This is a genomic window from Micromonospora sp. NPDC023956, from assembly GCF_040639195.1.
GTDB lineage: Bacteria > Actinomycetota > Actinomycetes > Mycobacteriales > Micromonosporaceae > Micromonospora.
On record NZ_JBEZZN010000002.1, the window covers coordinates 782918 to 796600 of the forward strand.

Genomic DNA, 13683 nt, shown 5'->3' on the forward strand with positions numbered 1-13683 from the left:
CGTCCCCCGCTGGAGGATAGTCGCGTCTGTTCCGGCGTGCGGTCAGCCGGGGAGGGCGGCGAGGTCGGCGAGCATGGCGAGCCGCTCGTCGGGGGCCAGCACGGTGTACGGGCCGGCCGCCCGGCGGTCGGTTTCCTGCTCGATGGCGAGCCGCTCCGGTCCGTCCGGCAGGGTGCTCACGCTGGCGGCGGTGTGCCCGGCCGCCGTCCACGCGGCGGCGTGCGCGTCGGAGCGGTGGTAGCGCAGCGTGCCCAGCCGGTTGAGCAGCAGCACGCCCGGCGGGGTGCCGTCCGGCTCGTACGGCGGGGCCAGCGCGCAGAACGCCTCGCTCGGCGCGGTGTCGTCGTTCTCCTCGACCACCACCAGCGCGTACGCCAGCAGCCGACCGAGCGTCTCCACCAGTCGGAGCACCCGATCGTCGTGCCCGGCCCACAGTTCCTCGGTGACCTCGCCGTGCACCTGGTAGGTCTCGGCGAGGAAGGCGGCACCCCGCTCGGTGGCCGAGAACGTGCCGTCGCCCCGCCGGTGGATCATGCCGTGCGCCACGTGCTTGTCCAGGGCCCGTTTGCAGGAGGCCGGATCCCGGTACCGGGTCACCGCGGTGAAGCCGGCCGCCGTGACGGTGCCACCGGGCGCGGCGAGCCGGGTGCGGAACTCCACCAGGAAGCCGGTGGCCGCCATCCCGCCGTAGCGCTGACTCAGCTCGGCGCCGCCGCCGTCGCGGCCGGCCAGCATGCCGGCGACGAAGACCCGGTCCATCGCCGGGGCGACCAGCCCCGCGAACCGGTGCGGCGGGAGCTCTACCCCGTCGCTCACAGACCGATCGAACGTAGGGCGGCGAACGCGTTCTCCGCGATCTGCCGGATCAGCCCGTCGTTGACGTCGCGGTGCTCGTCCAGCACCGCCACCTCCTGCTCGGTGATCCACCGGAACTCGGTGTGCTTGCCCTCCTCCAGGCGGGGACGGTCCAGATCGCCGTCGACCCGTACCAGGAAGTCGGTCTCCACCCGCTCGATGCCGTCGTTGCCGGTGTACCGGTACTCGCCGACGAGTCCGAGCACGTGCGAGACGGTCCAGCCGGTCTCCTCGAAGACCTCGCGGCGCAGTGCGTCCTCGAGTTCCTCGCCCGGCTCCAGATGGCCACCCGCAATGTCCCAGGTGTTCGGGAAAAGCCGTCGTTCCGGGGACCGGCGCTGGATGAAGAGGCGGCCCTGGTCATCGACGATCAGTGCGCCTGCGCAGCGTAGAGGCTCGGTGGACACGCCTTGACCCTAGCGAGGGATCAGCATTCCGGCGACGCCCGGAGGTCGCGTCCGGAGTCCGGGGTGTGGAGCGGAAATCGAGGGGTAGAGATAGCTGGTGGGTGTGGGACCGGTACCCCACCACCGGGAGGTCGCGATGCGCAGCGCCAGGGAACTCGTCGAATCGCAGTACGCGATGCTCCGACAGCGGGACCTCGCCCGGCTGCCGGAGCTGTACGCGGACGACGCCTTCTATTCGATGCCGGGGTTGACCGTCCGCCCGATCGAGCTGCCCGCGCTGCTGCGGGCCTGGTCGGGGGCGTTTCCGGATCTGCGGACCGAGCTGACCGGGCTGGTCGAGACGGCCGGTGGGGTGGTGGTCGAGCAGCGGATGACCGGTACCCACACCGGCCCGCTGCACACCACTCTCGGAGCGGTCGCCCCGACCGGACGTACGGTCAGTTGGGACGTGGTGGACGTGGTCCGCGCCCGGCACGGCCTGATCGCCTCGTGGCGCTCCTACTTCGACCAGGGCCTGCTCCTGACCGATCTGGGCTGGCGGCCCGAGCCGGTCGCGGACGCCCCGCTCGCCGCCTGAGCTGGTCGGAGGGTCGGATCACCCGTCCCGGTGGCTCAGGATGCGGACATCGTCGTGCCGTCCGCGATCGGCCGTCGGCCGCCCGTACGCTCAGTAGCCATGACCGCCGAGCAGCTGATCTCCTTTGCCCGTGGCGCTCCCTCACTGGACATCGTCGATGTCGAGGGGCTCAAGGCCGCCGCCGTCCGTGCCTTCGACGTCGACCCCGCCGGAGTGACGGCGTACGGCACCTCCGTCGGTTACCCGCCCCTGCGCAAGTGGATCGCCGAGAAGCACGGGGTGACGGCGGACCAGGTCCTGGTCACCAACGGTTCGCTCCAGGCCGACGCGTTCCTCTTCGACCACCTGGTGCAGTCCGGCGACGCCGTGGTGGTGGAGCGGCCGACCTACGACCGGACGTTGCTCAACCTCCAGCGTCAGGGCAGTGAGCTGCACGCGGTGACCATCCAGCCGGACGGTCTGGACACCGCCGAGCTGCGCAAGTTGCTGGAGTCCGGGGTGCGTCCCCGGCTGGCCCACGTCATCCCGAACTACCAGAACCCGGCCGGTGTCACGCTCTCGCTGGAGAAGCGGCGCGAGCTGCTCGACCTGGCCGTCGAGTACGGCTTCACGATCTTCGAGGACGACCCGTACGCCGACATCCGGTTCCGGGGCGAGCCGCTGCCGTCGATGCTCTCGCTGGACACCCACGGTGTCGTGGTGCACGCCTCCAGCTTCACCAAGACGGTCTGCCCCGGGGTGCGCGTGGGCTACCTCGTGGGACCGGCCGACCTGATCGCGGACATCGCGAAGAAGGCCACCAACCTCTACATCTCGCCGGGCATGGTCTCCGAGGCGATCGTGCACCAGTTCTGCGTCTCCGGTGACATCGAGCGCTCCATCCGGACGGTCAGCACCGCGCTCGGCGAGCGGGCCCGGGTGCTCGCCGAGTCGTTGCGCCGGCACATCCCGGAGGCGCGGTTCGTCGAGCCGGACGGGGGCTACTTCCTCTGGGTCGAGCTGCCGGAGGACGTCGAGGTGGACCGGCTGGCCCCGGCGGCGGCGGAGCGCGGCGTGGCGGTGGTGAAGGGGAGCGACTTCGTTCTCGGCGGGGGCCGGCACGCGCTCCGCCTGGCCTTCTCCGCCGTCACCGCGGACCGGATCGACGAGGGCGTCCGCCGGCTGGCGGAGGCCGTGGCCGCCGTTCGAGGCTGATGAGCACTTTCTCCACCAGCGATCTGTCAATTATCCGACACTAGATCATTCGGGCCGGCTCGGGACTCCCTCCGGGCCGGCCCGCAGCCCACAATGCTGCGAGCGCCTTTCACGTCGAGCGGCCCTGGTGGGCCCCGGTGCGGCCGTCGGCAGCCCCGGCGTGACGGGCGTCATGGAGCACCATCCCCCGCCCCCAGTGGCGTCGGGTGGGCCGTGTCGCACCTCACCCCCTTCGACGCGGCCGGCCCACCCGACGCCGCCCCCGTACCCGGCGGATGCCCGCCCTCGACCGCGCGGCCGGCCCGACGCGTGCCGGCGGCGTACCCTCAAGCGGCAGCAGCCACGGGTGGGAGGAGGCAGCGTCATGTCCGACCGCACCGATCGGGCCCGGAACACACCGCTCGGCGCCGGCCGGGTCCTCCGTCCCCGGGCCTGGACGGCCCCGGTCCGGGCGATGAGCCGGATCCTCAACACCGAGGAGAGCCCCCGCCCGCCCCGCGAGACCGGCCCGGACCGCAGCGCGGTGGTCGACTGCGCCCTCTACGTGGAGGGGGTCCGGCAGCCGGGCGCCTGGAACTACGCCGACGCGCTCACGGCGGCCCGCCGGCAGCGGAACGCCTTCGTCTGGCTGGGACTGCACGAGCCGGGCCTGCGCGAGATGAGCGCCATCGCCGCCACCTACGGGCTGCACGAACTCGCCGTCGAGGACGCGGTCAAGGCCCAGCAGCGGCCCAAACTGGAGCAGTTCGGGGAGGTCAGCTTCCTGGCGCTGCGCACCGCCCGGTACTGCGAGCACACCGAGCTGACCGAGACCTCCGAGGTGGTCGAGACCGGGCAGGTGATGCTCTTCATCGGCCCCGACTTCCTGATCAGCGTCCGGCACGGGGACGCCTGCCGGCTCGCAGCCGTCCGGGCCGACCTGGAGAGCACGGGTGACCTGCTGTCGCACGGCCCGTGGGCGGTGGCGTACGCGATCACCGACCGGGTGGTGGATCTCTACCTGGAGGTCGCCGACCAGGTCGAGGACGACCTGGACGTGCTGGAGGCGGAGGTCTTCGACCGGCAGAGCCACGGCCGGATCCAGCGGATCTACCAGATGAAGCGGGAGCTGGTCGAGTTCAAGCGGGCGGTGGTACCGCTGCAACGCCCGCTGATGACGCTCACCGCGCAGGTCAACCGCGAGGTGCCGAAGGAGATCCGGCGTTACTTCCGGGACGTGCAGGACCACCTCAGCCGCACCGTCGAGCAGGTCAACTCCTACGACGACCTGCTGAACTCGATTCTCCAGGCGCGCCTGGCCCAGGTCACCGTCGACCAGAACAACGACATGCGCAAGATCGCGGCGTGGGCGGCGATCGCCGCCGTCTGGACGGCCATCGCCGGCATCTACGGCATGAACTTCGAGAACATGCCCGAGCTGAAGATGACGTACGGCTATCCGGTCGTCCTGGCCCTGATGCTGGGCATCTCGATGGCCCTCTACCGCTGGTTCCGCCGCAACGGCTGGCTCTGACCGTCACCCGGCCTGCCGGACCGCAGGCCCGGGGCCGGGGCTACGGGAGCGCCGGCGGTGCGGGGGCGTACCCCCGCCTCGCCGGCACCGCTCCCGACGTCCGCGTGCGGACGCCGCCGTGTCCGGGTGACGTCAGTGTCGACCGCTACCGGGGCTGGTGGTGCCCCCCATCGCCCGGCTGACGTCGTCGGCCGGACGACCCGAGATGTCCCGGGCGCCCTCGGCCACCGACGGCACCTTGTCGTTCGGGGTGACCGGCTTCCGGGCGGCGGCGCTGCCCGCACCGGCCACGGCCGAGCTGCCGGCTCCGGTCATCCCGCCGTTGGCCGTGGTCGACCGGTCGGCGGCCGGGGTGCGCACCTCGATGGTCTCCACCTCGTCGCGCATCGGCTCCAGGGTCCGGCTCGTGTCGTACTCGGCCCACTCCTGCTGGTCCCGACGGCGACGCATCGCCATCGCGCCGGCCACCCCGGCGACCGCCCCGGCCGCGAGCAGGCCGGTCAGCATGCCGCTACGCCGACGTGCCCTCTTCTTCTGCTTCACCATTCGCACGTTCTTCACCTTTGCCTTCCGGGCCACCGTGCCCGACTGTGCCGCGCTGCGGGTGGCCGCGGCCAAGGGCGCGAGAGTGGCGACCGTCGAGCCCCAACCACGGGCGGCGGAGTCACGGACCTGCACCGCAGCCGGTGCCACCGCTCCCCGAGCCGCCTGCACACGGGGGCCGACGGACTGGCCGACGCCCCGAGACGCGTACGTGGCTGCCTGCATCAGGTGACCGACGCCCTGGTTGAGCTCGGCCTTGGCCAGCTGCACCTGGGACTTACGCCGCCCGATTCCAAACACGGTCCCACCTCCTGGGAGTTGTTCCTTCGTCATCCTCCACCTTCGGATGCCTCCGCACTGCCAGATCGGGCACATGGGAGGATCCGCATGGAACTGACCGACGAGTGAGGAGTACCCGTGGCCGAGGCTGTCTACGCCACCTTGCACACCAACCATGGCCCGATCCGGCTGGAGCTCTTCTCCAACCACGCGCCGAAGACCGTCCGCAACTTCGTGGAACTGGCCGAGGGCGAGCGGGAGTACACCGACCCGCGTACCGGCCAGCCGGGCAGCGGGCCGTACTACGACGGCACCATCTCGCACCGCGTGATCAGCGGCTTCATGGTCCAGATGGGCGACCCGACCGGCACCGGTCGCGGTGGACCGGGCTACAAGTTCGGTGACGAGTTCCACCCGGACCTGCGGTTCGACCGTCCGTACCTGCTGGCCATGGCGAACGCCGGGCCGGGCACCAACGGGTCGCAGTTCTTCATCACCGTGGCCCCGACGCCGCACCTGAACAACCGGCACACCATCTTCGGGCAGGTGGCGGACGAGGAGTCGGTGAAGGTGGTGGACGCGATCGCCAACGCTCCGACCGGCCCGAGTGACCGCCCGCTCTCCGACGTGGTGATCGAGCGCGTCGAGATCGAGCGTGCCAAGGCCTGACCCCCGGGCGAGGTACCTTTGCTCGCATGACTGAGCGCCGCAGGTGCCCGGACGGGAGGGCGAGACCGTGAGCGAGTCACCGCCGACCACGCCCGTCTGCTTCCGGCACCCCGGTCGGGAGACGTACGTCCGGTGCACCCGCTGTGACCGTCCGATCTGCCCGGAGTGCATGCGGGACGCCTCCGTGGGGCACCAGTGCCCGGAGTGCGTGAACGAGGGCCGACGTTCGGTGCGACCGGCGCGCACCGCCTTCGGTGGCGGTGTCGCCGGTCGCCAGGGCTACGTGACCAAGGCGCTGATCGCGCTGAACGTGCTCATGATGCTGCTCTCCATCGCCTCAGACCGAGGGGGCGACTCGGCCGCCGGTGGTTCCGGCTTCGGCGGCCTGATGGGCGGCGGCACCCCGCTGACCGAGTGGGGCGCGGTGCTCGGCCGGGCGCTCTTCGCCGACGGGGCCATCCACGGGGTCGCCGAGGGCGAGTGGTACCGCCTGCTCACCGCGATGTTCCTGCACTACGGCGTGCTGCACCTGCTGCTCAACATGTGGGCACTGTGGGTGCTCGGCCGCTCCCTGGAGGCGGTCCTCGGGCCGCTGCGGTTCCTCGCCCTCTACCTGGTCGCCGGGTTCGGCGGCAACGTGGCGGCGTACCTGTTCAGCGCCCCGAACGCCGCCACGGCCGGTGCCTCCACCGCGATCTTCGGCCTCTTCGCCGCGCTCTTCGTGATCATGCGTCGGCTCGGTCGGGACACCTCGGCCGTGGTGCCCATCCTGGTGATCAACCTGGTCTTCACCTTCGCCGTGCCCGGCATCTCCATCGCCGGCCACCTCGGCGGGCTGGTCGTCGGGGCGCTGATGGCGCTGGTGCTGGCCTACGCCCCCCGGATGCGTCGGTCGATCTTCCAGGCCGTCGGCGGCGCGGTCATCATGGTGGCCCTGCTCGGCCTGGTCCTCGTCCGCACCGCCGCCCTGCTCGGCTGAGCCGCCGGCGCGCGGACGGCGCCGCACAGGGCACGCGGGCGACGCGTGGGCCAGGGGTCGACGCACGGGCCAGGGGTCGACATGTGGTCAGGGGTCGACATGTGGTCAGGGCCGACGTCTGGTCTGGGCCGACGCGTGACCAGGGTCGACCGTCCTGGCACCGGGCCGCCGGTCAGGGCCGGTCGCCGGTCGCGGCGGGGCCGGGCCGGTGGACGTCCAGGTGCGGGGCCAGGAGTGCGGCGACCTCGGTCGGGTCGGCGTCGAGGTCGTGCCGGCTGAGCAGGTGCAGCGAGTCGCCGGTGTCGATCTCGAGGAACTGGCTGCGCAGGCCGAAGCGGGGGCGGTCGTCCACCGCCAGGGACTCGATCGCCGACCAGCCGAGCGTCCGCCGGCCGGCGAAGCCGGTCACCACGGTCACCCCGGACGGGTCCACCGCGAGCCGCACCGGGGCCAGCAGATCCCGCGCCGCCCAGACGGCCAACCCTGCCGCACCCAGCCCGGCGAGGACCAACCGCACCGGGTCACCCTCGGCGAAGAGCAGGCCGAGCGCCACCAGCGTCCCGGCCCCGACCAGCTTGACCAGCGGTAGTTTCACCGGTACTCGCCACTGCCGGCTGAGGGCCCCTGGATGCATCCGTCCAGCATGCCCGAGCGGGGTGGCCGCCGCGACGCCACCGGGGCGGACGGCGGGCCGGTGCGCGACGTAGGATCGAGACGTCTCAAGTTACCCGGGAGTAGACATGAGTGACGCGGTTATCGTCGGCGCGGTGCGTACCCCCGTCGGACGGCGCAAGGGCGGTCTGGCCGGCGTACACCCGGTGGACCTCTCGGCGCACGTGCTCCGCGCGCTCGCCGAGCGCTCGGGCATCGCCCCGGCCGACGTCGACGACGTGATCTGGGGGTGCGTGTCCCAGGTCGGCGAACAGTCCTGGAACGTCGCCCGCAACGCCGTCCTCGCCGCCGGCTGGCCCGAGTCGGTGCCCGGCACCACCCTGGACCGCCAGTGCGGGTCGAGTCAGCAGGCGCTGCACTTCGCCGCCGCCACCGTGCTCTCCGGCCAGGCCGACCTGGTCGTCGCCGGGGGAGTCGAGTCGATGACCCGGGTGCCGATGGGGTCCAGCGTGGCCGACGGGATGCCCTTCAGCGACCAGATCCGCGAGCGCTACCGCGGCGTCCAGGGCTTCGCCGACGACGAGCCGCTCCCGTTCAACCAGGGTGTCGGCGCGGAGCTGATCGCCGAGCGCTGGCGCTTCTCCCGGACCCAGCTCGACGAGTTCGCCCTGGCCAGCCACGAGAAGGCCGCCGCCGCCCAGGACGCCGGGGCGTTCGACGCGGAGCTGGCCCCGGTGGCGCTGGCCGACGGGGGCAAGCTCGCCGCCGACGAGGGCATCCGCCGGGACACCTCGCTGGCGAAGCTCGGTGAGCTGAAGACCCCGTTCCGCGCCGACGGTGTGGTCACCGCCGGGTCCGCCTCGCAGATCTCCGACGGCGCGGCGGCGCTCGCCGTCACCACCGCCGACTGGGCCAGCCGGCACGGCCTGCGCCCGCTGGCCCGGGTGCACACCGCCGTCGTCGCCGCCGACGACCCGGTCACCATGCTCACCGCCCCCATCCCGGCCACCGCGAAGGCGCTGCGCCGCGCGGGGCTGGGCATCGAGGAGATCGGGGTGTACGAGGTGAACGAGGCGTTCGCCCCGGTGCCCCTGGCCTGGCTCGCGGAGACCGAGGCCGACCCGGAGCGGCTCAACCCGCGCGGTGGGGCGATCGCCCTCGGCCACCCGCTCGGCGCGTCCGGTGCCCGGATCATGACCACGATGCTCCAGCACATGCGGGACAACGGCATCCGCTACGGCCTGCAGACGATGTGCGAGGGCGGCGGCATGGCCAACGCCACCATCGTCGAGCTGCTGTGACGCGGCGGGGGCCGGGGCGGCCCTGATTCCGGCGTCGGACAGCCGGTGTGCTGTCCGGCCGCGTGGAATTTCCGGAACCGCCGCTCCGTCGTTGGTCAGGGCATGGACGTCTTCGACCGAACGTTCCTGCCGGCCGCCGCCGAGACCGGGCTCGCCGTGCAGACGGTGAGCCGCCACATGCCGGTCTTCCGCCGCTGCGTCCGGGCGGACGACGCGACGATCCTGGTCACCCGCTGCTCCCGTCCGAACCGTCCGGTGTCCGGGGAGTACCTGCTCCTGATGACCTACCAGCGTCTGGTCGTCACCCGGCAGAGCCCGCTGCTGCACCGCCTCCAGCTGCACCTGAACACCGAACTGCGGCACCTGAGCAACGTCACCTGGAATCCGGACCCCCGGATCCAGCGGGTGGAGTTGGCGGCCACCGCGGTCGACGGGGTGCGGGAGCGGTTCCTGATCCGGACGGAGCACCCGAAGCAGGTGTGGCAGATCGACACCCTGCTCGACCACGCCTTCCGGTCCCGGTTGCGGTTGCCCCGGGCGGTCACCGCCGCCGGAGCACCCGTCACCGTCGACCGGGCCGCCGCCGACCGAACCGCCGTCGCCCGAGGTCCCGCCGGACGGGGCTGATCCACCACCGGCCGCCGTCCTTACCGGATCCGAACACGACCCGTGCCGATCCGGGTGGGACGGTCGGGAATCATGGCCCGGTGAGCGTCGACACAGCGCAGCCCCGAGGGCTCGTCCTCGTGGTCGAGGACGAACCGGCCATCGCCGACCTGGTCCGGCTCTACCTGACGCGGGACGGGTTCGGCGTGCACGTCGAACGGGACGGTCCGGCCGGGCTGGCCGCCACCCGCCGGCTCCGGCCGGTCGTCTGTGTGCTGGACATCGCCCTGCCCGGCCTGGCCGGGACCGAGGTCTGCCGTCGGCTGCGGGAGGCCGGTGACTGGACCCCGGTCATCTTCCTCACCGCCCGGGACGACGAGGTGGACCGGATCCTCGGCCTGGAACTGGGGGCCGACGACTACGTCACCAAACCGTTCAGCCCCCGAGAGCTGGTCGCCCGGGTCCGGGCGGTGCTGCGGCGCGCCTCCGGGGCCCCGGAGGTGGCCGACCGGCCCCGGCGGGTCGGCGCGGTCACCCTCGACCCGGCCCGGCGCACGGTCACCGTCTCGGGGACACCCGTCCAGCTCACCTCGACCGAGTTCGACCTGCTCGCCTACCTGATGGGCCGACCCGGCCGGGTCTTCACCCGGGAGGAACTGCTCGCCAGCGTCTGGGGGTACGCGGCGCACGCCGGCACCCGGACGGTCGACGTGCACGTGGCGCAGGTCCGGGCCAAACTCGGCGACGCCAGCGTGATCCGCACCCACCGGGGCGTGGGGTACGCCGCCGATGGCTGACCGTCCCGCCGGGCCGCCCGGTGCCGACCAGCCGACCGGGGCACTGCCGACGGTCGGTGCCGGAACGGCCCGGCCACGGCGGTTCCGGCCCGGCCGCACCCTGACCGCCCGAGCGGTCCTGGTGACCTGCGCGGTGGCCCTGGTCTCGGTGCTGGGCACCGCGCTGGTGGCGGTGCCGCTGGCGGTCCGGAACGCGCAGCGGGAGGCGCAGGACACCCTGGCAGCGCAGGCGCAGATGACCGCCGAGGTGCTCCGGTTACGGCTGAACCGGGGCCGTCCGACCGACGACGAGCGGCTGCTGCGTCTGCTCGCCGACCAGGACGTCGAGGCGTACCTGATCTGGAACGGGCGGGCCGACCGGGCCGGGCTGCCGCCGCAGGTGGTCGAGCGGGTCGCCGCCGGGCGAGACGTCTCGGTGCGGCGGCGGGTGGACGGACGACCGGCCCTGGTCGAGGGGCGCGCGCTCAAGGACGGCAACGGGGTGGTGCTCACCCGGACCCGGGTCACCGGGCTCTGGCGGAAGGTGCTCACGAACATCTGGGGGCCCCTGCTCGTCGGCCTGGCCGCCGGGGTGGTCGCCGGCTGGCTGCTCGCCCGCCGACTGGCCCGCCCGATCCGGCAGGCGGCCACCGCCGCCGCCCGGCTCAGCGCCGGGGACCGCGCGGTACGGGTGCCGGTCGAACCGCCCGACGAGGTCGCCGAGTTGGCGTACGCGCTCAACGGACTGGCCGGGGCGCTCGCCACCAGCGAGCGGCGGCAACGGGAGTTCCTGCTCTCCGTCTCGCACGAGCTGCGTACCCCGTTGACCGCCATCCGCGGCTACGCCGAGGCGCTCGCCGACGGCGTGCTCGGAGCCGGCGAGACGGCGCGGACCGGCCGGACCGTGCTGGCCGAGGCGGAACGCCTGGACCGGCTGGTCAGCGACCTGCTCGCGCTGGCCCGCCTGGAGGCGGCCGACTTTCCGATCGACCCGATCGCGGTGGACCTGGTCCCTCTCGTCGGCGCGGCGGCGGGGACCTGGTCCACCCGGTGTGCGGCGGCCGGCCTGGCGTTCCGGGTCGAGGCGCCGGACGGGCCGGTGCCGGTGTACACCGATCCGGGGCGGATCCGGCAGGTGGTCGACGGACTGCTGGAGAACGCGCTGCGGGTCGTACCCCCGGGAGCGCCGGTGGTGCTCGCGGTCCGGTCGGCCGGGACGGACCCGGCAGCCGGCGGGGTGGTCGAGGTCCGCGACGGTGGGCCCGGCCTCACCGACGACGACCTCGCGGTGGCGTTCGAGCGGGGCGCGCTGCACCAGCGCTACCGGGGGATCCGCAAGGTCGGCAGCGGGCTGGGACTGGCCCTGGCCGCCGGGCTGGTCCGCCGGCTCGGCGGTACCATCACCGCCGGACACGCGCCGGAGGGCGGTGCGGTGTTCACCGTCCTGCTGCCCCCGGGCCCACACCGGACCCGGACAGCGTCCTGACCCTCCGCGCCCGCCGACCCGGCGTCACGGAGGGTGCCGAGTGGGTGGCGAGGCGTGAATCCTCCTGGTCGGGAGGACACGCTAGGCTGTCCCCGACGTGCAGTCGCCCCGTGGAGAAGCCCGTGAAGCTGTCGATCCTCATGCCGGTCTTCAACGAGGAGGAACGCATCGCGGACGCCCTCAAGCAGGCGTTGGCGGTCGAGTACCCGTGCGACATCGAACTGCTCGTGGTCGACGACGGCAGCCGGGACGGCACGGCCGAGATCCTCAGCCGGGTCGACGACGCCCGACTCCGGGTGATCACCCATCCCCGCAACGCGGGCAAGGGCGCGGCCATCCGGACGGCCGTGGCCCGTGCCGAGGGCGACTACATGGTCATCCTCGACGCTGACCTGGAGTACGACCCGCAGGACATCCCGAAGCTGCTCGCCCCGGTGCTCGACGGTCGCGCCGAGGTCGTCTACGGCAACCGCACCTTCGGCAGCCACAGCGCCTACAGCTTCTGGTATGTGATGGGGAACAAGGGCGTCACCACGACCGCGAACGTGCTCTTCAACTCGTACATCGGCGATCTGGAGACCTGCTTCAAGCTGATGCCCATCGAGCTGTACCGCTCGCTCGACGTGCGGTCCCGTGGGTTCGGCATGGAGGCGGAGGTGACCGGCAAGCTGCTGCGCCGCCGGATCCGCCCGTACGAGGTGCCGATCAGCTACCGGGCCCGGGGTCGCGAGGAGGGCAAGAAGATCACTTGGAAGGACGGCGTCGAGGCGCTCTGGATCCTGGGCCGGGAGCGGACCCGGCGCCGCCCCCGACCCTGACCGACATCGCCGCCGACCCGGACCGGGTCCGCCGCCCTCTGCCCGCGCCCGGCATTGCCCTGAGCGGACCTCAGTCCAGGAACGCGTCGATCGAACGGCGCAGCCCGGTCGCGTGCAGTCCGTGCCAGCGGCTGTGGTCGTCCGCCGTGCCGTAACGGCGCAGGTCCCGCCGATCGACCCCGAGCGCGAGCAGCCGGTGCGGCCGGTCCGCGAGGGCCCCGCTCACCACCCGGCTCGACGTGCCGGCCAGGTAGGGCTCCACCAGGATCACCTCGGTGCCGGCGAGCGCGCGCAGCCCGGCCGTGTCGAAGGGGCGCGGCCGATGCGTGTACGCCACCGTCACGTCCCGTCCGGTCACCGCCGCCAGGCACTCGTCCAGCAGCGGTCCCACCGCCACCACCAGTGGCGCGCCCGGCCCCGCGTCCCGGACGACCCGCAGCGAGCCGTCGCCGCCGTACGGCCGGCGGTTCGCCATCGTCGACAACCGCAGGTACACCGCGTCGTCGCCGGACACCGCCGCACGGAGCAGCGACGGCACCTCGTCGGGGTGCCCCGGCACGTGCACCGTCCAACCGTGCAACGTGTCGATCAGCGCCACGTCCGCCGGGGAGAGATGGGTCCGCCCGGCCTCCGGCCGGTCGTAGGAGGCGCCCACGCTGACCAGCACCGCGGTCACGTCTTGGTGGTCGAGGTCCAGCTTGATCTGCTCGTACGCCCGCTCGACGAGGAACGGCGCGTAGGTGTGCACCACCGGACGGAGCCCGGCCAGCGCCAGCCCGCCGGCCACGCCGACCATCAACTGCTCCCGGATGCCCACGTTGACCACCCGGTCGGGGTGCCGCCGGGCCGCCTCCCGGAAACTGTCCGCCGAGATGTCGGCCAGCACCACGGCGGTCCGCGGATCCTCGGCCAGCAACTCGTACGCGGTGTCGACGAAGCGGTCCCGCATCACGATCTCCGCCCCGGTCCCGGTCTCCGCCCCGGTCCCGGTCTCCGCCCCGGTCCCGGTCTCCGCCCCGGTCCCGGTCTCCGCCCCGGTCCCGGTCTCCGCCCCGGTCCCGGTCTCCG

Annotated in this window: 15 protein-coding genes; 10 read left to right on the forward strand and 5 right to left on the reverse strand. The window is 72.9% G+C overall.

What is annotated here, in order from left to right; all coding sequences use genetic code 11:
* Positions 1–42 precede the first annotated feature (42 nt).
* Both AB0F58_RS06120 and AB0F58_RS06125 read right to left on the reverse strand, forming a co-directional pair.
* Positions 43–816 (reverse strand): hypothetical protein, encoded by a 774-nt coding sequence (locus AB0F58_RS06120; RefSeq protein WP_357138569.1) that lies wholly within the window; start codon positions 814–816, stop codon positions 43–45.
* On the reverse strand, positions 813–1262 hold the full coding sequence (locus AB0F58_RS06125; RefSeq protein ID WP_357138571.1) for an NUDIX domain-containing protein: 450 nt from the start codon (positions 1260–1262) through the stop codon (positions 813–815). Before AB0F58_RS06125 ends, AB0F58_RS06120 begins: the two co-directional genes overlap by 4 nt.
* A 136-nt stretch (positions 1263–1398) precedes the next feature.
* Here AB0F58_RS06125 and AB0F58_RS06130 point away from each other — a divergent pair, with 136 nt between their 5' ends.
* The 3 genes from AB0F58_RS06130 to corA all read left to right on the forward strand — a co-directional run bounded on the left by AB0F58_RS06130 (position 1399) and on the right by corA (position 4546).
* Positions 1399–1839, forward strand: a complete 441-nt coding sequence (locus tag AB0F58_RS06130; protein ID WP_357138574.1) for an ester cyclase — start codon at positions 1399–1401, stop codon at positions 1837–1839.
* A 99-nt stretch (positions 1840–1938) separates the two neighbouring features.
* Positions 1939–3033: a PLP-dependent aminotransferase family protein gene (locus tag AB0F58_RS06135; RefSeq protein ID WP_357138578.1), complete on the forward strand. Its 1095-nt coding sequence runs from the start codon at positions 1939–1941 to the stop codon at positions 3031–3033.
* Positions 3034–3487: 454 nt separating this feature from the next.
* Positions 3488–4546, forward strand: coding sequence for a magnesium/cobalt transporter CorA (gene corA / locus AB0F58_RS06140; protein WP_357138766.1), 1059 nt, complete (start codon positions 3488–3490; stop codon positions 4544–4546).
* A gap of 132 nt (positions 4547–4678) precedes the next feature.
* Here corA and AB0F58_RS06145 read toward each other — a convergent pair whose 3' ends face one another.
* The gene (locus tag AB0F58_RS06145) at positions 4679–5422 is read right to left on the reverse strand and encodes a hypothetical protein (protein ID WP_357138581.1); all 744 of its coding nucleotides are present in this window, start codon (positions 5420–5422) and stop codon (positions 4679–4681) included.
* An 84-nt stretch (positions 5423–5506) separates the two neighbouring features.
* On the opposite strand from AB0F58_RS06145, the gene AB0F58_RS06150 reads away from it, so the two are divergent.
* Complete coding sequence (locus AB0F58_RS06150) at positions 5507–6037, forward strand: peptidylprolyl isomerase (RefSeq protein ID WP_357138584.1); 531 nt, start codon at positions 5507–5509, stop codon at positions 6035–6037.
* Between the two features lie 67 nt (positions 6038–6104).
* On the forward strand, positions 6105–7016 hold the full coding sequence (locus tag AB0F58_RS06155) for a rhomboid family intramembrane serine protease (RefSeq protein WP_357138587.1): 912 nt from the start codon (positions 6105–6107) through the stop codon (positions 7014–7016).
* Between the two features lie 172 nt (positions 7017–7188).
* On the opposite strand, the gene AB0F58_RS06160 is transcribed toward AB0F58_RS06155, so the two are convergent.
* Entirely contained in the window at positions 7189–7650 is a 462-nt protein-coding gene (locus tag AB0F58_RS06160; protein ID WP_357138590.1) for a PH domain-containing protein, read from the reverse strand.
* Positions 7651–7756: 106 nt separating this feature from the next.
* Between AB0F58_RS06160 and AB0F58_RS06165 the strand changes: the two genes are divergently transcribed.
* From AB0F58_RS06165 to AB0F58_RS06185, 5 genes are all read left to right on the forward strand, one after another.
* Positions 7757–8929 (forward strand): acetyl-CoA C-acyltransferase, encoded by a 1173-nt coding sequence (locus AB0F58_RS06165; protein WP_357138594.1) that lies wholly within the window; start codon positions 7757–7759, stop codon positions 8927–8929.
* Positions 8930–9031: 102 nt separating this feature from the next.
* Complete coding sequence (locus tag AB0F58_RS06170; protein WP_357138597.1) at positions 9032–9556, forward strand: hypothetical protein; 525 nt, start codon at positions 9032–9034, stop codon at positions 9554–9556.
* 80 nt (positions 9557–9636) lie between these two features.
* Positions 9637–10332 (forward strand): response regulator transcription factor, encoded by a 696-nt coding sequence (locus AB0F58_RS06175; RefSeq protein ID WP_357138599.1) that lies wholly within the window; start codon positions 9637–9639, stop codon positions 10330–10332.
* The gene (locus tag AB0F58_RS06180) at positions 10325–11797 is read left to right on the forward strand and encodes a histidine kinase dimerization/phospho-acceptor domain-containing protein (protein WP_357138602.1); all 1473 of its coding nucleotides are present in this window, start codon (positions 10325–10327) and stop codon (positions 11795–11797) included. Before AB0F58_RS06175 ends, AB0F58_RS06180 begins: the two co-directional genes overlap by 8 nt.
* Before the next feature lie 122 nt (positions 11798–11919).
* On the forward strand, positions 11920–12615 hold the full coding sequence (locus tag AB0F58_RS06185; RefSeq protein WP_357138769.1) for a glycosyltransferase family 2 protein: 696 nt from the start codon (positions 11920–11922) through the stop codon (positions 12613–12615).
* Positions 12616–12685: 70 nt separating this feature from the next.
* Here AB0F58_RS06185 and AB0F58_RS06190 read toward each other — a convergent pair whose 3' ends face one another.
* The gene (locus tag AB0F58_RS06190; RefSeq protein ID WP_357138772.1) at positions 12686–13564 is read right to left on the reverse strand and encodes a transketolase; all 879 of its coding nucleotides are present in this window, start codon (positions 13562–13564) and stop codon (positions 12686–12688) included.
* Between the last annotated feature and the right edge of the window lie 119 nt (positions 13565–13683).

Bases quoted from the DNA above. Each gene is read 5' to 3' on its own strand.
- AB0F58_RS06135 (WP_357138578.1), top strand. From the start codon at position 1,939: ATGACCGCCGAGCAGCTGATCTCCTTTGCCCGTGGCGCTCCCTCACTG.
- AB0F58_RS06165 (WP_357138594.1), top strand. From the start codon at position 7,757: ATGAGTGACGCGGTTATCGTCGGCGCGGTGCGTACCCCCGTCGGACGG.
- AB0F58_RS06130 (WP_357138574.1), top strand. From the start codon at position 1,399: ATGCGCAGCGCCAGGGAACTCGTCGAATCGCAGTACGCGATGCTCCGA.
- AB0F58_RS06180 (WP_357138602.1), top strand. From the start codon at position 10,325: ATGGCTGACCGTCCCGCCGGGCCGCCCGGTGCCGACCAGCCGACCGGG.
- AB0F58_RS06170 (WP_357138597.1), top strand. From the start codon at position 9,032: ATGGACGTCTTCGACCGAACGTTCCTGCCGGCCGCCGCCGAGACCGGG.
- AB0F58_RS06145 (WP_357138581.1), bottom strand. From the start codon at position 5,422: ATGACGAAGGAACAACTCCCAGGAGGTGGGACCGTGTTTGGAATCGGG.
- corA (WP_357138766.1), top strand. From the start codon at position 3,488: ATGAGCCGGATCCTCAACACCGAGGAGAGCCCCCGCCCGCCCCGCGAG.
- AB0F58_RS06190 (WP_357138772.1), bottom strand. From the start codon at position 13,564: ATGCGGGACCGCTTCGTCGACACCGCGTACGAGTTGCTGGCCGAGGAT.
- AB0F58_RS06160 (WP_357138590.1), bottom strand. From the start codon at position 7,650: ATGCATCCAGGGGCCCTCAGCCGGCAGTGGCGAGTACCGGTGAAACTA.